This window comes from Pseudomonas sp. NBRC 111131, from assembly GCF_001320525.1.
Classification (GTDB): Bacteria; Pseudomonadota; Gammaproteobacteria; order Pseudomonadales; family Pseudomonadaceae; genus Aquipseudomonas; species Aquipseudomonas ceruminis.
Genome location: NZ_BCBH01000001.1, coordinates 324,716 through 341,629, shown reverse-complemented (window position 1 = coordinate 341,629; position 16,914 = coordinate 324,716). Strand labels below are relative to the sequence as shown.

Genomic DNA, 16,914 nt, shown 5'->3' with positions numbered 1-16,914 from the left:
TGCGCCGCCAGGCCATTCTCATCCCGTAACATCCCGTTGCTTGACCCTGAAGCCCCTACAGGCTCAAGAATCCCCCCTCTTTCAGCACCCCGAGCCCCCAATGCGCCTACTGATCATCGAGGACGAACTGCGTACCGCCGACTATCTGCAACAAGGCCTGCGCGAAAACGGCTACGTGGTCGATTGCGCCCACACCGGCATCGACGGCCTGCATCTGGCACGCCAGCAGCCCTATGAGCTGATCATCCTCGATGTCAACCTGCCTGGGCTCGATGGCTGGAGCGTGCTGCAGCAGCTGCGCGCCCAGGCGGCGACACGCATCATGATGCTCACCGCCCACGGGCGCCTGGCAGACCGGGTCAAGGGCCTGGACCTGGGCGCCGATGACTACCTGCTCAAACCGTTCGAATTTCCCGAGCTGCTGGCCCGTATTCGTAGCCTGCTGCGCCGCAACGATCAGCAACTGCAGCCCAGCACCTTGCGCGTCGCCGACCTCGAACTGGACCCCGGTCGCCACCGCGCCTACCGTGGCGGCCAGCGTATCGACCTGACGGCCAAGGAGTTCGCCCTGTTGCACTTGCTGATGCGCCAGAGCGGCGAGGTGCTGTCGCGCACCCAGATCATCTCGCTGGTGTGGGACATGAACTTTGACTGCGACACCAATGTGGTCGAGGTGTCCATCCGCCGCTTGCGGGCGAAGATCGACGATCCGTTCGACGACAAACTGATCCACACCCTGCGGGGCGTTGGCTATGTACTGGAAGCACGCCTGTGAAGCAGGCCAGCCTGTCCTTGCGCCTTGGTCTGAGCGTCACGCTGATGGGCGCCGCCCTGGTGCTGTTGCTGGCCTGCCTGGCCGTGCTGGCCCTCGATCACGAGCTGGACAGCCGCGCCCACAAGGACCTGGCGCGCAAGATGCTCCAGGTGGAGCACAACCTGCGGGTCGACCTGCGCAGCGAGGACCTGGGCACACGCGCCCACCCGCTGCTGGACCTGGTGATGGGGCACGACAACCTCAGCCTCAGCGTGCTGGCGCTCGAGGGGCGGCACCCTCACCTGCTCAGCCTGGGCCCGGCCCTGGATGCCCGCGTAGGCGAATTGCCCACCGATACACGCCTGAGCTATCACCAATGGCGTGACAGCGCGGGCAACCAGATCCTGACCGTGACCCGGCAGATGCGCCTGCGCGACGATACCCCGGTGCGGGTGATGATGTCGCTCAACCGTGCCGACGACAGTGCCCTGCTCCAGGCGTACCTGCACTCCACCCTGCTTGCCGTGCCGCTGCTGCTGGTGCTGATAGGCGCTGGCGCGTGGTGGCTGATGCAGCGCGGGCTAAAGCCCCTGCGCCGCTTTCGGCGTATCGCCGGGCAGGTATCGGCCCAGGACCTGCAGCACCGTCTGCCGGACAGCGGCCTGCCGGTGGAGCTGGCCGAACTGGCCAAAAGCATCAACGTGATGCTCGACCGCCTGGATCGGGGCGTGCAACAGTTGTCTCAGTTCTCCGACGACCTTGCCCACGAGCTGCGCACGCCCCTGAGCAACCTCATGGGCAAGGCCCAGGTCACCCTGGCGCGCGAACGTGATACCGAGAACTACCGCGAAGTGCTGGCAGACAGTATCGAAGAACTGACACGGCTCAACCGCATCATCAACGACATGTTGTTCCTCGCCCAGGTCAGCCAACCACAAACAGCGGTGGCGCTCAAACCGCTGGCCTTGGCCGATGAGGCTAGCCAGGTAATGGAGCTGTTTGCCTTCAGTGCCGAACACAAGGCATTGACCTTGCACCTGCAAGGCTGGGGGACCGCATTGGCGGATAGGCTGATGTTGCAACGGGCGCTGTCGAACCTGTTGAGCAATGCAATTCGGCACAGCCCCGAGGGCCACCCCGTTAGCCTGGACATCGAACGGCAGGGCGACGAGGTATGGCTATCGGTGTCGAATCTGGGGCCGGGGATTGCCGATGAGCATCTGCCCCAGCTGTTCGAGCGGTTTTACCGGGCAGGCTCAGGCCGCTCACGGCTTGAAGGCGGCACGGGGCTGGGCCTGGCGATCGTGAAATCGATCATGCAACTGCATGGTGGGCGGGTTGAGGTGAACAGCAGCCCAACCGGGCCTACGCGATTCTCTCTGGTGTTCCGGGCTGAATAGACGGGCTGTCGCCCGGCCCCTTCGTGAGCCATCCGCGAAGAGACCGGCAACGACGCCTTCGATCAGCGCGAGGCCGCGACGATAAGCGCCTTCATCTGCGCCACTGCCGCCTTGAAGCCGACGAACAGCGCGTGGGCCACCAGCGCGTGGCCAATGTTCAGCTCGTTGATGCCTTTGATCGCCGCCACGGCCTCGACATTGTGGTAGTGGAGGCCATGACCGGCGTTGACGATCAGACCCTGACCAACGCCAAAGGCGACGCCATCGACGATACGCTTGAGCTCTTCAGCCACTTCGGTCGGGGTTTCTGCGTCGGCATAACGCCCGGTGTGCAGCTCGATGGCCGGCGCACCGACACGACGCGAGGCTTCGATCTGCCGCTCGTCTGCGTCGATAAACAGCGACACCTCAGCGCCGGTACGCGACAGGCGCTCCACCGCAGCCTTGATCCGCGCCTCCTGGCCAGCCACATCGAGACCACCCTCGGTGGTCAGTTCCTGACGGGTCTCAGGTACCAGGCAGATGTGCGCTGGGCGGATCTTCTCGGCAAAGGCCATCATCTCTTCGGTGACGCCCATCTCGAAGTTCATGCGGGTTTGCAGCACATCCTTGAGCAGCACCACGTCGCGCTCCTGGATGTGCCGGCGGTCTTCGCGCAGGTGCACGGTAATGCCGTCGGCCCCCGCTTCCTCGGCGTCCAGCGCGGCCTTGACCGGGTCCGGGTAGCGTGTGCCGCGGGCCTGGCGCAAGGTCGCCACGTGGTCGATGTTGACACCAAGAAGCATGCGGTTGCTGTGAGTCACGAAAGGCTCTCCTGAAGGTTTAGCCGCACAGCATACGACGTGCTCAACGCTTGCGAAACAGTTCCCGGCTGACCAGCGGTTTTGGCCCCAGGTGCACCGCCAGTGCCTGGCGCATCAGGCGCTTGGCCGCGAGCAAGGCGCCGGGTGCTTCCCAGTCGGCCTGGGCCAGGGCCAACAGCTCGGCGCCGTTGAACAGGCCCGGCTGGATCAGGTAAACGCGTTCAAGTCCCGCGTCGACCTGCAAACGGTATAAGCCATCGGCTTCGATGGGCGCGTCGTTGACATCGTGATCAAGCGCGAAGGCATAACCCAGGTCCTCCAGCAGGCGCCACTCGAAGGAGCGCAACAGCGGCTCTAGTGGACGCCCGGCAGCCAGTGCCTGCAAGGTCAGGGCATAGTGTTCGAACAGCTCGGGTTGCGGTGCTTCCGCACGTAGCAGGCGCATCAGCAGTTCGTTGAGATAGAGCCCGCTGAACAGCGCATCGCCATTCAGCCAAGCGGCAATACCAACACTCTCCATGCGCCCGACGTTCTTCAGCTCGCCGCGCCCACGCAGTTCCACTTCCAGGGGTACAAACGGACGCACCAGGCTGCCGCCCTTGCCCCGTGCGCGCCGCAACACCGCACGCATCAACCCTTGCGGCGTAAAAAAGTCCACCAGCGCACTGGTTTCCTTGTAGGCACGGCTGTGCAGCACGTAGGCCGGTTGGCCGACAGGTTGTTCCATGAGCGATTACTCAGACGCAGATCTGGCGCGCCCCTGTGGGAGCGGGCTCGCCCTACGAGGAGGCCAGCCCAGGCACCGGGCGGGGGGGCTTACAGGTCGCCGTAGCCCAGCGAGCGCAGCGCACGCTCGTCGTCGGACCAACCGCCTTTGACCTTGACCCAGAGGTTGAGCATGACTTTGGCATCGAACAGCACTTCCATGTCCTTGCGTGCGTCGGAGCCGATACGCTTGATGCGCTCGCCCTTGTCGCCAATGATGATCTTCTTCTGGCCATCTCGCTCGACCAGGATCAGCGCATGGATATGCAGTACATGGCCCTGCTGCTTGAATTCTTCGATTTCCACGGTGATCTGGTACGGAAGCTCCGCACCCAGCTGCCGCATGATCTTCTCACGTACCAGTTCGGCGGCAAGGAAACGGCTGCTGCGGTCGGTGATCTGATCTTCGGGGAAGAAGTGCTCGTTTTCCGGCAGGTGTTTGGCGATCAGCGCTTCCAGCGACTCGAGGTTGTGCCCCTGCTGAGCGGAAATGGGCACGATTTCGGCATTGGGCAACTGCGCCTGCAGCCATTGCAGGTGCGGGATCAATTCGGCCTTTTCGTCCATGCGGTCGGTCTTGTTCACCGCCAGGATCACCGGGCCGGTCACGTACTGCACGCGCTCGAGCACCAGTTGGTCCTCGTCGGTCCAGCGCGTACGGTCGACCACGAAGATCACCACGTCGACGTCTTTCAGCGCCGCCGAGGCATTACGGTTCATGTAGCGGTTCAGGGCCTTGTCGTTGGCCTTGTGCATGCCGGGGGTATCGACGTAGATCGCCTGCACATCGCCTTCGGTCTTGATGCCGAGCATATTGTGCCGGGTGGTCTGCGGCTTGCGCGAGGTGATCGCCAGCTTCTGGCCGAGGATGTGGTTGAGCAGGGTCGACTTGCCCACATTGGGACGGCCGACGATGGCCACGTAACCGCAGCGGGTCGGGTTGTTATCAGTCATTGCCATTCTCCACGCCCAGGGCGATCAATGCAGCCGCGGCGGCGACTTGCTCGGCGATACGCCGGCTCACACCCTGACCGCGGCTCTTGTTGTTCAGCAGCACCACTTCGCATTCGACGAAGAAGGTGCGGCAGTGCGGTTCGCCCTGGATGTCCACCACCTCGTAACGAGGCAGCTCACAGCTGCGCGACTGCAGAAACTCCTGCAGCCGGGTTTTCGGGTCTTTGTTGGTATCGACGAGGGTCAGGCTTTCGAATTCGTCGGTCAGCCACGCCAGGATACGCTCGCGGGCGGTCTGCATGTCCGCATCCAGGTAGATGGCACCAATCAGGGCCTCGAGGGCATCGGCCAGGATCGACTCGCGACGGAACCCGCCGCTCTTGAGCTCACCAGAGCCCAGGCGCAGGTACTCACCCAGGTCGAAACCGCGGGCCAGACGGGCCAGGGTTTCACCTTTGACCAGGCGGGCGCGCAAGCGCGACAGCTGGCCTTCGCGGGCCTGCGGAAAGCGCTCGAACAGCGCCTCGCCCGCCACGAAGTTGAGGATCGCGTCACCCAGAAATTCCAGGCGCTCATTGTTGCGCCCGGCATAGCTGCGGTGTGTCAGGGCCAGCAACATCTGGTCCTGGTTCTTGAAGGTGTAACCGAGCTTTCGCTCGAGACGGGCAAGGGAAGCACTCATGCAGCCACCCGTTGGTTGTTCAACGCGTTGTTCAAATCAACATCCTGAAAGACTGTTTGGCTGTGGTCCGTCGCGGCGAGCGGCGAAACTCTCGATCCCTGAGAACACAGCCTATGTCAGAAATGCATTCGGCGCTGTCTTCAGGACAGCGCCGATGGGTATCAATGGATCAGGCCGACCCGTGACAGGTTGGGCAGGTGGCTGAGCTTGGGCTCTGGCCAGCTCATCCAGACCGCGAAGGCCTTGCCGACAATGTTCCGGTCCGGAACCATGCCGTGTAGCTCCTTGGGAATGTTCGGGTCATCCCAGTAGCGGCTGTCGTTGGAGTTGTCGCGGTTGTCGCCCATCATGAAGTAATGGCCGGCCGGCACGGTCCACTGCTGGTCCGGCGGCATGCGATAACGGGTCATTTCCTTGCGGATCAGGTGCTCGGCTTCACCCAGCTTTTCCTTGTACAGCTCGGCGCTGCCCAGGGTACCTGGCTCGGCGCCCACCAGTTGCTCGGCGATCGGCTGACCATTGACATACAGGCGCTTGTCGCTGGTATAGCGGATCTGGTCGCCCGGAAGGCCGACCACCCGCTTGATGTAGTTGACGTTCGGGTCGCTTGGATAGCGGAACACCATCACATCACCGCGTTGCGGGTCACCCACTTCGATGACCTTCTTGTCGATCACCGGCAAGCGAATGCCGTAGGAGAACTTGTTCACCAGGATGAAATCGCCCACTTCCAGGGTCGGCTTCATCGACCCCGAAGGGATCTGGAACGGCTCCACCAGAAACGAGCGCAGTACCAGCACGATGAACAGCACCGGGAAGAACGACTTGCCATATTCGACCAGCAGCGGTTCCTTGTTGAGGCGCTCGACCACCGCCATTTCTGGCTGGGTGACGCTGCCCTGGTAGTTGGCGACTGCCGCACGCCGGCGCGGAGCCAGGAACAGCAAGTCGATCAAGCCCAACAGACCGCAGACGGCTACGGCGATGACTAGCAACAGCGGGAAATTTAGCGACATAGGACCTAGCTATCCAACCTGAGCACGGCGAGGAAGGCTTCTTGTGGAATTTCCACGTTGCCCACCTGTTTCATGCGTTTCTTACCGGCCTTCTGCTTCTCCAGCAGCTTTTTCTTACGGCTGACGTCGCCGCCGTAGCACTTGGCCAGTACGTTCTTTCTGAGCGCCTTGACGGTGGTCCGGGCGATGATCTGGCCGCCAATGGCTGCCTGGATCGCCACGTCGAACATCTGCCGAGGGATCAGTTCCTTCATCTTTTCGGTCAACGCACGGCCCTTGTAGGCCGCGTTGTCGCGGTGCACGATCAATGCCAGGGCATCGACCTTGTCGCCGTTGATCAGTACATCCAGCTTGACCAGGTTGGCCGACTGGTAGCGATCGAAATGATAGTCCAGCGAAGCATAGCCGCGGCTGGTGGACTTCAGGCGGTCGAAGAAGTCCAGTACCACTTCGTTCATCGGCATGTCGTAACGCACCTGCACCTGGCTGCCGAGGAACTGCATGTCGCGCTGTACGCCACGCTTCTCGATGCACAGGGTGATGACGTTGCCCAGGTGCTCCTGCGGTACCAGGATAGTCGCGGTGACGATCGGCTCGCGGAAATCGGCAACCGCGGAAACGTCTGGAAGCTTGGACGGGTTGTCGACGGTAATGGTTTCGCCGGTCTTGAGCTCGATCTCGTAGATTACGCTGGGGGCGGTGGTGATCAGGTCCAGGTCGTATTCGCGCTCCAGGCGCTCCTGGATGATCTCCATGTGCAGCATGCCAAGGAAGCCGCAACGGAAGCCGAAGCCCAGGGCGTCAGAGCTCTCTGGCATGTATTGCAGCGACGAGTCGTTCAGGGTCAGCTTCTGCAACGCATCGCGGAAATCCTCGAAGTCATCGGAGCTGACCGGGAACAGACCGGCGTACACCTGTGGCTGGATCTTCTTGAAGCCGGGCAGCACTTCGACCTCAGGGGTCGTGGACAGGGTCAGGGTGTCACCGACCGGTGCACCGTGGATGTCCTTGATGCTGGCGATGATGAAGCCTACTTCACCGGCCTTGAGGTCAGCGGTCTGGGTGTGCTTCGGGGTGAATACACCGACGCTGTCGACCAGGTGCACCTTGCCGGTGGACTTGACCAGAATCTTGTCGCCCTTTTTCACGCGGCCGTGGCGCACACGGACCAACGAGACCACGCCCAGGTAGTTGTCGAACCAGGAGTCGATGATCAGCGCCTGCAGCGGCGCGTCGATGTTGCCTTCGGGCGCGGGGATGGTCTGCACCAGGCGCTCGAGTACCTCGTCCACGCCCATGCCGCTCTTGGCACTGCAGGCCACGGCGTCGGTGGCGTCGATGCCGATGATCTTCTCGATCTCGTCCTTGACGCGGTCCGGGTCGGCCTGGGGCAGGTCCATCTTGTTCAGTACCGGCATGACCTCCAGGCCCTGCTCGATGGCGGTGTAGCAGTTGGCGACGGACTGCGCCTCGACGCCCTGGCCGGCGTCCACCACCAACAGCGCACCTTCACAGGCGGCCAGCGAACGCGAGACTTCGTAGGTGAAGTCGACGTGGCCGGGGGTGTCGATGAAGTTCAACTGGTAGACCTTGCCGTCCTGCGCCTTGTAATTGAGCGTGACGCTGTGGGCCTTGATGGTGATCCCGCGTTCGCGCTCAAGGTCCATGGAATCGAGGACCTGGGCTTCCATTTCGCGTGCCGTCAGGCCACCGCACATCTGGATGAAACGGTCGGCCAGCGTCGACTTGCCATGGTCGATGTGGGCGATGATGGAGAAATTGCGGATATGACTCAAATCACTCACGGGTCAACACTCGAAAAGGCTGCGAGCCGGGACGCCCGCCGAAAAATAGCCGGGAATTGTACCTCAACCAGCGGGGATATGGGAGATTCCTCTGACGCACGATACAGGCCGACGCCCGCAAAGAATTGTGAACGCTCATGAAAAAGGGCAGCCGAAGCTGCCCTTTCCTGCCTACAACCCAGCTTATTCAGCCAACTTGAAGGTGATGAAGCTTGCCCGGCCTTGACGCAACACGCGCATGGACACCGAACGGTTCTTCGGCAGGTCCTTGGCGATTTCGGTGAACTGCTTGGCCGATGTGATCGCCTGGTTGTTCAGGTGGCTGATGACGTCACCCGGACGCAGGCCGATCAGGGCCGCCGGGCCATCCTGGACCTCTTTGATGACCACACCGCCCTTGAGCTCTAGCGATTTCTTCTGCTCGGCGGTCAGGTCGGAGACGGAAACGCCCAGGCGGTTGCTGCTGCGCTCGGCGCTGCCGTCCGCACCGGTGCCAGTACCGACGTCGGCATCATCATCGGGCATCGCGCCAATGGTCACGTCGAGGTTCTGACGCTTGCCGTTGCGAATGATCTCCAATTTGGCTTTGGCGCCATCTTTCAGGGTGCCGACCAGGTGCGGCAGGTCTGCCGACATGATGATCGGCTGGCCGTTCATGCTCAGGATCACATCACCCACCTGCAGACCGCTCTTGGCTGCCGGGCCGTCTTCCAGGACCTGGGCCACCAGGGCACCAGCCGGTTTGTCCAGGCCGAAGGATTCAGCCAGGTCCTTGTTGACCTCCTGGATCACCACACCCAGCCAACCGCGGCTGACCTTGCCGTCTTTCTTCAACTGGTTGGACACATCGATGGCCACATCGATCGGAATGGCGAAGGACAGACCCATGAAGCCACCTGAACGGGTGAAGATCTGCGAGTTGATACCCACGACCTCGCCGTTCATGTTGAACAGCGGGCCGCCGGAGTTGCCTGGGTTGATAGCCACGTCAGTCTGAATGAACGGCACGTAGGTGTCGTTTGGCAAGGTACGGCCCTTGGCACTGACGATACCTTTGGTCACAGAGTGATCGAAGCCGAACGGCGAACCGATAGCCAGCACCCACTCGCCCACCTTGAGCTTCTCGGAGTCGCCCAGCTTGACGGTTGGCAGGTTCTTGCCCTCGACCTTGAGCAGCGCCACATCGGTGCGCGGGTCGGTGCCGACCAGCTTGGCCTGCAGTTCGCTGCGGTCCGACAGGCGGACGATGATCTCGTCGGCATCGGCAACCACATGGTTGTTGGTCAACACGTAGCCGTCACTGGAAATGATGAAGCCCGAGCCCAGGGATTGCGCCTCACGCTGGCGATCACCACGCGGAGAACGGGGCTGCTGTGGCATGTTGCGCTCGAAGAACTCGCGGAACATCGGCGGCAGGCCTTCGAGGTCCGGCATCTGCCCGGAGGCGACGCGGCGGTCAGGCAGTTTCTGCTTGGTACTGATGTTGACCACTGCCGGCGAGGCCTGCTCGACCAGGGTGGTGAAGTCCGGCAGGGCTTCCTCGGCCTGGGCGCTGAGCACCTGACCGAGCATCAGCATGGCGGCGAACATCGATAGGTAGGATTTCAAGCGTGGTATTGACATACGGCTCCCGTCACAACGAGCGTAGTTAGCGTAAGACCCCTGCAGAAGCAGGAAAGGCCAGACTCCAAGAAGCCTGACCTATAGAAAATTTACAGATGGATTGCAAATGACAATGCTTTAATTTCATTTCAGCCGCATGTCCGCGCACCTTGGCATAAGCCGAAAAGGCGCGCCATCACTGGCGAGCCTGGGCATCCTGAGGCCGCATCGATAGCGCTACGCGCTCTGCAGTCCCGAGCGGGATTTCGCCCACCACAGTCACCATGATCTTGCCCTTGGGCGTGTTCAGCCGACGCGAAACGGCCACGGTCGGACCAAGCTGGGTGCGCACGTCGGCCCCCGAGTCCCCCTTGACCGGCTCCAGGAACACCGAGAATCGCGCAAGCCCATCGTCGTACATCAAGCTGCTGATCGTGCTATTGCGCGAAGGGTCATGCCGCACGGTGCTGTTGATCAGCTCGAAGCCAGGCGGTAGCCAGTCCGAACGCCAACCGGCGACAGCCGGCATGCTGGCACTGGCCACACGCTCCACGGGCTTGCACGCCGCACTGGCATGCAGGTCTTCGGCAGTGGGCGGGTGATCGGTATCGAGCCTGGTCATCTGGAAGCGCTCGAGCAGTTGCCCCTTGTCGTTGAGCATCAACGACCGCAGTGGCAAACCGGTGCGACGGTCCAGGTGCAGTTCGAACGCATAGCGGTGCTGGTCACGGGGACTCAGCGTGACGATCACGGCATCGCGCCCGGCGACCCGCGACTTGCCTTGCACGCTCAAGTCGTACCAGCTCATCAGTTTCAAGGGATCGAGCATGCGCGGGGCAGCGTCGGGCGGGCTGCTCATTCCACTGGCCAAGGCGCCGCTGATGCACTGAACCTTACCATCCACGCGCACGATTTCCTGGGCCGTGCCGTCGAGCTGCAGAAGCCGCTCGCTGACCTTGCCATCTTCGGCGCGATGCCAGATGTCGTGGGAAGAGAAGCTGCCGTTACGTTCGTAAACGAAGGAGCCCTGGTAACTCTGCTTTTGCTCGGCCTGTGCCAGCTTGTTCAACCATTCGCTCGCTTCGGGCGAGGAGTTGGCCGCCAACGCTGGCACCGTCATGCAGCTGCCTATCAGCAGCGACAGGAGAGGTAGCGCGCGCATGATCCTCCTTACTTAACGGTTTTCCAGGCTGGCGGCGCGGGCATACGGCAAGGCGGTTTCGGTGCCCTTGAGCGCGGATTCCTGCGCATGCTGGCGCAGATAGCCTGGCAAACGCTGGTCCCAGCCGGCCTGGTTCTGCAGCACGCCGTTGGCCATCGGCCCGGTCGGTTGCTCACTGCTTTCACTATAGCCTGCCAATACAGCAGGGCCCTGAGTTTGTGGCATGCTCAGGCCTTGTTGGGCAGGCTGCTGGGAAGCCAGCTCAGCACCGGTGATCTCGTCCTGGTTGTACATGCGTACACCGGCCAGCACCGCAACAGTCACCGAGGCGGCAACCGCCAGGCGACCGAGGCTGCGCCATGGGCCCTGCTTGACCTTGGCCGGCACGGCTTCGTCAGCCAGTGCAGCAGACACCGCCGAGGCGATATCCAGCTTGGGCAGCAGCAATTCCTTGTGCATCGCTGCGCGAGCCACCTGGTAACGCGACCAGGTAGCACGGGTTTCGGCATCATCGACGGCGTTCAATACCCGACGTAATTCCAGTTCGTCCGCTTCGTTATCCATTACCGCGGACAGCGATTCCTGCAAAGCTTCACGACTCATGGCGGTTCCTCTCTTGGCTGTCGCCGCTGTCTCAGGTTTCCTGCAACAACGGTTGCAGGGCTTTGTCTATGGCCTCCCGAGCGCGGAAGATTCGAGAGCGCACGGTACCCACCGGACATTGCATGACACTGGCAATGTCTTCGTAACTCAACCCATCGAACTCACGCAGGGTCAGGGCCGTACGCAAATCTTCTGGCAGTTGCTGGATGGTGCGATGGACAGTGCCTTCGATTTCATCCCGCAACAACGAGCGCTCTGGGGACTCGAGATCCTTGAGGCCATGATCGCCGTCGTAAAACTCCGCATCCTCGGAGCTCACATCACTGTCTGGCGGCCGTCTTCCACGGGACACCAGGTAGTTCTTCGCCGTGTTGATGGCGATGCGGTACAGCCAGGTATAAAACGCACTGTCACCGCGAAAATTGCCAAGCGCACGGTAAGCCTTGATAAAGGCTTCCTGCGCCACATCCTGGGCCTCGTGGGTATCGTGAACGAACCGCACGATCAACCCGAGAATTTTGTGCTGATACTTCAGCACCAACAGATCGAACGCTCGCCTGTCACCACGCTGTACGCGCTCTACAAGCTGCTGATCCTCTTCCTGGGTTAGCATGAACACTCCTCAGTGAACTCGAAGGAGCGTTGCAACAACCTTCGTTCAGGCTTGCAACCATAGACTCGGGCTTTTCGCAAAAGTTCTCCCCTCCAAGCAAGTTTCCTGCGGCCCTTGGTCGGCTCGCACGGAAGACGCGGCGCGGTCACGGCCGGTTGCGTCGATAATCATTTTTCCGATACGCAAGTGTCAGCCCCCAAAGAGCTGCCGCCCTGCGTCGCCGCGGCAAATTTTGGCGTGCGGGCAGCCTTCATAGGATTTCCAGCCGTGTCGGAAAGTTCCCACGAAGATTGCCGTTACGTCACAGGTGGCATGGAAATTGGCCACCGCAGGCTGCTATAAAGACAGCCCGACCTCTATTCACGATAGTTTCACAATGCCATCTGCGCGTGACTATTGTGCCGCGCCCCCTTCGAAGATTACTAGTGTCCCGACATGAGCCAACAATTCCAACATGATGTCCTGGTGATCGGCAGCGGCGCCGCCGGTCTCAGCCTGGCACTGAACCTCCCCAGCCACCTGCGCATCGCCGTCCTGAGCAAGGGCGACCTGGCCAATGGCTCGACCTTTTGGGCCCAAGGCGGCGTGGCCGCGGTACTGGACGACACCGATACCGTGCAGTCCCATGTCGAGGATACCCTCAACGCTGGCGGTGGCCTGTGCAACGAAGCGGCAGTGCGTTTTACCGTCGAACACAGCCGCGAAGCCATCCAGTGGCTGATCGCGCAGGGCGTGCCGTTTACCCGCGATGAACATTACAGCGTTGACGATGGCGGTTTCGAATTTCACCTGACCCGTGAGGGCGGCCACAGCCACCGGCGCATCATCCATGCTGCCGATGCCACGGGGGCGGCCATCTTCACCACCCTGCTGGCACAGGCGCGCCAGCGGCCGAACATCGAGCTGCTGGAGCAGCGCGTGGCGGTCGACCTGATTACCGAGCGCCGCCTGGGCCTGCCTGGTGATCGCTGCCTGGGGGCGTATGTACTGAACCGCAATACGGGTGAGGTGGATACCTACGGTGCGCGCTTCACCGTACTGGCCACCGGCGGTGCGGCCAAGGTCTACCTGTACACCAGCAACCCGGACGGCGCCTGCGGCGATGGTATCGCCATGGCCTGGCGTGCCGGTTGCCGGGTGGCGAACCTTGAGTTCAACCAGTTCCACCCGACCTGCCTGTACCACCCGCAGGCGAAGAGTTTCCTGATCACCGAGGCCTTGCGCGGCGAAGGCGCCCTGCTGCGCCTGCCCAATGGCGAGCGTTTCATGCCACGCTTCGACCCGCGTGAAGAGCTGGCGCCACGGGACATCGTGGCCCGCGCCATCGACCACGAGATGAAGCGCCTGGGTGTGGACTGCGTGTACCTGGACATCACCCACAAACCGGCCGATTTCATCAAGAGCCATTTCCCCACCGTCTACGAGCGCTGCCTGACGTTCGGCATCGACATCACGCGCCAGCCGATCCCCGTGGTACCGGCCGCCCACTACACCTGTGGCGGGGTAATGGTCGATGACCGGGGCCACACCGACGTGCCCGGCCTGTATGCCATCGGCGAAACCAGCTTCACCGGCCTGCATGGTGCAAACCGTATGGCCAGCAACTCGTTGCTCGAGTGCTTCGTCTATGGCCGCGCCGCTGCAGCGGACATCCAGGCGCACCTTGATGAGATCGGCATGCCCAGCGCCCTGCCCTGCTGGGACGCCAGCCAGGTCACCGACTCGGATGAAGACGTGATCATTGCGCACAACTGGGACGAGCTTCGGCGATTCATGTGGGACTACGTGGGCATCGTGCGCACCAGCAAACGCCTGCAGCGTGCCGAGCACCGCATTCGCCTGCTACTGGACGAAATCGACGAGTTCTACAGTAACTACAAAGTCAGCCGCGACCTGATCGAACTGCGCAACCTGGCCCAGGTGGCCGAGCTGATGATTCGTTCGGCGATGCAGCGCAAGGAGAGCCGCGGCTTGCATTACACCCTGGATTACCCTGGGATGCTGCCAGAGGCCCAGGACACCATCCTCAGCCCACTCTGAAGTCGATCGGATACCGCGCAACGCAGGGGAACGCTTCGCGCCCCCTGCCCTCGGGGTAATACCGTCGTGACCTAAGCCCCACGGACCTCGGCCCAGCGTCGCCGGCTGAACTTCAACCGCACCCGCAATCGCCGATGCGCATCCGCCGCCAACGCATCCCCAAGTACGCACTGGCTCTGGCCGAACCATCGCCCCGCCCGCTCAAAGCGCAACACCACCAGCCCCGGCAACGCCACGCTGTCCCGGCACAGGCGCACCGGCTGCCACCCGCAGGCACGGTTAAGCACCTGCCACCCGCGCACATCACGGCGCAAGCCGACAACGGCATGCTCATGGGTCAACAGGATACGTCGGGGAATGGCCCAACACGCGTGGGCAATACAGGCGGCGATAACGAAAGGGGCCAGCCAACCAGGCAGCGGGCTCGCCCACACGGCAAGCCACGCTGGCACCTGGCAAGCCAGGTAGACCGTCAGCAACAGGCGCGAGCCTTGCCAACGGCACTCGAAGCACTCACTTGGGCTGGACACGGTCCAGAATGATGCGAACCATGCGCTGCAGCTCCGGGTCTTCGGACTCGGTACGCTCCATGAACCAGCCGAACATGTCCTGATCTTCGCAGCTCAACAGGCGAACATAGAGTTCGCGGTCGGCTTCGCTCAGGCTCGGGTAGACCTCCTGGGTGAATGGCACCAGCAGTACGTCCAGTTCCAGCATGCCGCGGCGGCTGTGCCAGAAAAGCCGGTTGAGTTCAGTTTGTTCGACCATGGGGCCCTCCTCGAATGGGCGGCCAGTATACAGCCAGGCGAACGAAGCGGCACAGGGCGTTGGTCTAGTCACCTACCTATTTTGTTACTGGCGTTCTATGATGGCCGTCAGTCTTTAGCCACCGCGATGACCCATGGCCGATTCCGCTTTCTTCAGCCCCCTGTCCCACGAGGGCATCCTCGCCGTCCGCGGCTCCGACGCCGGCAAGTTCCTGCAGGGCCAGCTGACCTGCAACATCAACTATCTCAGCCTCGAGCACGCCAGCCTGGGCGCCCGCTGCATGGTCAAGGGCCGCATGCAGTCGAGCTTCCGCATTCTGCCCGAGGGCAACGGTTACCTGCTGGCCATGGCCAGCGATCTGCTCGAGCCGCAACTGGCCGACCTGAAGAAATACGCCGTTTTCTCCAAGGCCACGCTCTGCGATGAAAGTGCCGCCTGGGCACGTTTCGGCCTGCAGGGCGGTGCCACGGCGTTACAGGCACTGGGCCTTGAGGTGCCGGCCAGCGCCGGCGCCACCGTGCGCCATGAAGGCCTGATCGCCATTGCCGTCTCCGACGGCCGCACCGAGCTGTGGGTGCCAGCCGACCAGGCGGCCGGCGTGCGCGAAAAACTGGCCGACACCTTACCCGAAGGCAGCCTCAATGACTGGTTGCTGGGGCAGATCCGTGCCGGCATCGGCCAGGTCATGGGCCCGACTCGCGAGCTGTTCATCCCACAGATGATCAACCTGCAGGCAGTCGATGGCGTGAGCTTCAAGAAAGGGTGCTACACCGGGCAGGAAATCGTCGCCCGCATGCAGTACCTGGGCAAACTCAAGCGTCGTCTGTACCGCCTGGCGCTCGATCAGCAAGACGTCCCTGCCCCAGGTGCCGAAATATTCTCGCCCACTCACGGTTCGTCGGTCGGTGAAGTGGTCATTGCCGCCAGCACGGGCCAGGGCTGCGAACTGCTCGGCGTCTTGACTGCCGAAGCGGTGGAAGACGGCAACCTGCACCTGGGCAGCCTGCAAGGCCCACGCCTGCAAGTGCTGAGCCTGCCTTACGAACTGGACCGCGACCGGGAAATCCAGCGCTGACCAGCCCGCCCCGCCCAAGGCGGGGTCGCACCACTGCAACAGAGAAGTTCATGAACAAGCTGGCCGAGATGGTTCAAGCGCACTTGCTCACCGCCATCGACAACGATGACCTGGTCTTGCCAACGCTGCCGGAAGTTGCCCTGAGCATCCGCGAAGCCGCCGAGGATACCGAGATCAGCGTTGCCGCCCTGAGCAAAGTGATCGGCCGCGACGCAGCCCTTTCGGCACGCCTGATCAAGGTAGTCAACAGCCCGCTGCTGCGCGCAGCGGTCGAGGTTACCGACCTGCACACTGCCATCACCCGCCTGGGCATCAACTACAGCTGCAACCTGGCCATCGGCCTGGTAATCGAGCAGATCTTCCATGCTCGCTCGCCTGCGGTGGAGCAAAAGCTGCGGGATATCTGGGCCAACAGCCTGGAAGTGGCAGGCATCAGTTACGAGCTGTGCCGTCGTTACACACAGCTCAAGCCCGATCAGGCGACACTGGGTGGCCTGGTCAACCAGATCGGCGCGCTACCGGTGCTGATTTATGCCGAAGAGCACAACGAGCTGCTCTCCGATCCGGTCTGCCTGCACTATGTGATCGAGCAGATCCAGCCGGTGTTGGGGGACAAGATCCTTTCCGCATGGGAATTCCCGGAGCAATTGGTCAACCTGCCAAGCCAGGTGCAGGACCTGGACCGCTGCACCACCATGGTCGACTACATCGACGTGGTGCAGATTGCCCGTTGCCTCAGCCAGCGTGGGCGCAGCCGGCCACTGGCGGCGCTGCCAGCCTATCGCCACCTGGGGTTGCCGTTTGGCACCGAGCTGGAGATCGGTGAGCTGCTGGAAGCGCGGAGTATGTTGCGCTGAGATTGCGCTTGCTGC

17 protein-coding genes are annotated in these 16,914 nt (G+C 62.3%); 5 read left to right on the top strand and 12 right to left on the bottom strand.

Features of this window, described 5'->3' with window-relative positions:
• Positions 1-100 precede the first annotated feature (100 nt).
• On the top strand, positions 101-775 hold the full coding sequence (locus tag APH34_RS01575) for a heavy metal response regulator transcription factor (protein WP_054899411.1): 675 nt from the start codon (positions 101-103) through the stop codon (positions 773-775).
• The gene (locus tag APH34_RS01570) at positions 772-2,154 is read left to right on the top strand and encodes a heavy metal sensor histidine kinase (protein WP_054899410.1); all 1,383 of its coding nucleotides are present in this window, start codon (positions 772-774) and stop codon (positions 2,152-2,154) included. Before APH34_RS01575 ends, APH34_RS01570 begins: the two co-directional genes overlap by 4 nt.
• 62 nt (positions 2,155-2,216) lie before the next feature.
• Here APH34_RS01570 and pdxJ read toward each other — a convergent pair whose 3' ends face one another.
• The 10 genes from pdxJ to rpoE all read right to left on the bottom strand — a co-directional run bounded on the left by pdxJ (position 2,217) and on the right by rpoE (position 12,159).
• On the bottom strand, positions 2,217-2,939 hold the full coding sequence (pdxJ, locus tag APH34_RS01565) for a pyridoxine 5'-phosphate synthase (protein WP_220462597.1): 723 nt from the start codon (positions 2,937-2,939) through the stop codon (positions 2,217-2,219).
• A 61-nt stretch (positions 2,940-3,000) separates the two neighbouring features.
• Entirely contained in the window at positions 3,001-3,684 is a 684-nt protein-coding gene (gene recO, locus APH34_RS01560; RefSeq protein WP_054899408.1) for a DNA repair protein RecO, read from the bottom strand.
• An 89-nt stretch (positions 3,685-3,773) separates the two neighbouring features.
• Positions 3,774-4,676, bottom strand: coding sequence for a GTPase Era (gene era / locus APH34_RS01555; protein ID WP_054899407.1), 903 nt, complete (start codon positions 4,674-4,676; stop codon positions 3,774-3,776).
• A complete protein-coding gene (gene rnc / locus APH34_RS01550) occupies positions 4,669-5,358 on the bottom strand; it encodes a ribonuclease III (RefSeq protein WP_054899406.1) in 690 nt (229 codons plus the stop codon). The genes era and rnc overlap by 8 nt, the downstream gene beginning before the upstream one ends.
• A 161-nt stretch (positions 5,359-5,519) precedes the next feature.
• The gene (gene lepB / locus APH34_RS01545; RefSeq protein WP_054899405.1) at positions 5,520-6,374 is read right to left on the bottom strand and encodes a signal peptidase I; all 855 of its coding nucleotides are present in this window, start codon (positions 6,372-6,374) and stop codon (positions 5,520-5,522) included.
• Positions 6,375-6,379: 5 nt separating this feature from the next.
• On the bottom strand, positions 6,380-8,179 hold the full coding sequence (lepA, locus tag APH34_RS01540; RefSeq protein WP_054899404.1) for a translation elongation factor 4: 1,800 nt from the start codon (positions 8,177-8,179) through the stop codon (positions 6,380-6,382).
• Between the two features lie 183 nt (positions 8,180-8,362).
• A complete protein-coding gene (locus tag APH34_RS01535; RefSeq protein WP_371263285.1) occupies positions 8,363-9,769 on the bottom strand; it encodes a DegQ family serine endoprotease in 1,407 nt (468 codons plus the stop codon).
• A gap of 208 nt (positions 9,770-9,977) precedes the next feature.
• Positions 9,978-10,943 carry a MucB/RseB C-terminal domain-containing protein gene (locus tag APH34_RS01530; RefSeq protein WP_054899402.1) on the bottom strand — a complete coding sequence of 322 codons (966 nt, stop codon included), beginning with the start codon at positions 10,941-10,943 and terminating at the stop codon, positions 9,978-9,980.
• A gap of 12 nt (positions 10,944-10,955) precedes the next feature.
• On the bottom strand, positions 10,956-11,546 hold the full coding sequence (locus APH34_RS01525; RefSeq protein ID WP_054899401.1) for a sigma-E factor negative regulatory protein: 591 nt from the start codon (positions 11,544-11,546) through the stop codon (positions 10,956-10,958).
• A gap of 31 nt (positions 11,547-11,577) precedes the next feature.
• A complete protein-coding gene (gene rpoE, locus APH34_RS01520; protein WP_003252049.1) occupies positions 11,578-12,159 on the bottom strand; it encodes an RNA polymerase sigma factor RpoE in 582 nt (193 codons plus the stop codon).
• A gap of 435 nt (positions 12,160-12,594) precedes the next feature.
• On the opposite strand from rpoE, the gene nadB reads away from it, so the two are divergent.
• On the top strand, positions 12,595-14,199 hold the full coding sequence (nadB, locus tag APH34_RS01515; protein WP_054899400.1) for an L-aspartate oxidase: 1,605 nt from the start codon (positions 12,595-12,597) through the stop codon (positions 14,197-14,199).
• A 71-nt stretch (positions 14,200-14,270) separates the two neighbouring features.
• Here nadB and APH34_RS01510 read toward each other — a convergent pair whose 3' ends face one another.
• Together APH34_RS01510 and APH34_RS01505 are read right to left on the bottom strand one after the other, a co-directional pair.
• Positions 14,271-14,729 (bottom strand): protein YgfX, encoded by a 459-nt coding sequence (locus APH34_RS01510; protein ID WP_054899399.1) that lies wholly within the window; start codon positions 14,727-14,729, stop codon positions 14,271-14,273.
• Positions 14,713-14,967: a succinate dehydrogenase assembly factor 2 gene (locus APH34_RS01505; RefSeq protein ID WP_054899398.1), complete on the bottom strand. Its 255-nt coding sequence runs from the start codon at positions 14,965-14,967 to the stop codon at positions 14,713-14,715. The genes APH34_RS01510 and APH34_RS01505 overlap by 17 nt, the downstream gene beginning before the upstream one ends.
• A gap of 133 nt (positions 14,968-15,100) precedes the next feature.
• Between APH34_RS01505 and APH34_RS01500 the strand changes: the two genes are divergently transcribed.
• Both APH34_RS01500 and APH34_RS01495 read left to right on the top strand, forming a co-directional pair.
• Positions 15,101-16,042 (top strand): folate-binding protein YgfZ, encoded by a 942-nt coding sequence (locus tag APH34_RS01500; RefSeq protein ID WP_054899397.1) that lies wholly within the window; start codon positions 15,101-15,103, stop codon positions 16,040-16,042.
• Between the two features lie 50 nt (positions 16,043-16,092).
• Positions 16,093-16,899, top strand: coding sequence for an HDOD domain-containing protein (locus APH34_RS01495; RefSeq protein WP_054899396.1), 807 nt, complete (start codon positions 16,093-16,095; stop codon positions 16,897-16,899).
• The last annotated feature ends 15 nt before the right edge of the window (positions 16,900-16,914 follow it).

What these genes read in the sequence shown, in the direction of transcription:
- APH34_RS01575 (WP_054899411.1), top strand. Translation starts at nt 101, where the DNA reads ATGCGCCTACTGATCATCGAGGACGAACTGCGTACCGCCGACTATCTG.
- pdxJ (WP_220462597.1), bottom strand. Translation starts at nt 2,939, where the DNA reads ATGCTTCTTGGTGTCAACATCGACCACGTGGCGACCTTGCGCCAGGCC.
- recO (WP_054899408.1), bottom strand. Translation starts at nt 3,684, where the DNA reads ATGGAACAACCTGTCGGCCAACCGGCCTACGTGCTGCACAGCCGTGCC.
- era (WP_054899407.1), bottom strand. Translation starts at nt 4,676, where the DNA reads ATGACTGATAACAACCCGACCCGCTGCGGTTACGTGGCCATCGTCGGC.
- rnc (WP_054899406.1), bottom strand. Translation starts at nt 5,358, where the DNA reads ATGAGTGCTTCCCTTGCCCGTCTCGAGCGAAAGCTCGGTTACACCTTC.
- lepB (WP_054899405.1), bottom strand. Translation starts at nt 6,374, where the DNA reads ATGTCGCTAAATTTCCCGCTGTTGCTAGTCATCGCCGTAGCCGTCTGC.
- APH34_RS01535 (WP_371263285.1), bottom strand. Translation starts at nt 9,769, where the DNA reads ATGTTCGCCGCCATGCTGATGCTCGGTCAGGTGCTCAGCGCCCAGGCC.
- APH34_RS01530 (WP_054899402.1), bottom strand. Translation starts at nt 10,943, where the DNA reads ATGCGCGCGCTACCTCTCCTGTCGCTGCTGATAGGCAGCTGCATGACG.
- APH34_RS01525 (WP_054899401.1), bottom strand. Translation starts at nt 11,546, where the DNA reads ATGAGTCGTGAAGCTTTGCAGGAATCGCTGTCCGCGGTAATGGATAAC.
- rpoE (WP_003252049.1), bottom strand. Translation starts at nt 12,159, where the DNA reads ATGCTAACCCAGGAAGAGGATCAGCAGCTTGTAGAGCGCGTACAGCGT.
- nadB (WP_054899400.1), top strand. Translation starts at nt 12,595, where the DNA reads ATGAGCCAACAATTCCAACATGATGTCCTGGTGATCGGCAGCGGCGCC.
- APH34_RS01505 (WP_054899398.1), bottom strand. Translation starts at nt 14,967, where the DNA reads ATGGTCGAACAAACTGAACTCAACCGGCTTTTCTGGCACAGCCGCCGC.
- APH34_RS01500 (WP_054899397.1), top strand. Translation starts at nt 15,101, where the DNA reads ATGGCCGATTCCGCTTTCTTCAGCCCCCTGTCCCACGAGGGCATCCTC.
- APH34_RS01495 (WP_054899396.1), top strand. Translation starts at nt 16,093, where the DNA reads ATGAACAAGCTGGCCGAGATGGTTCAAGCGCACTTGCTCACCGCCATC.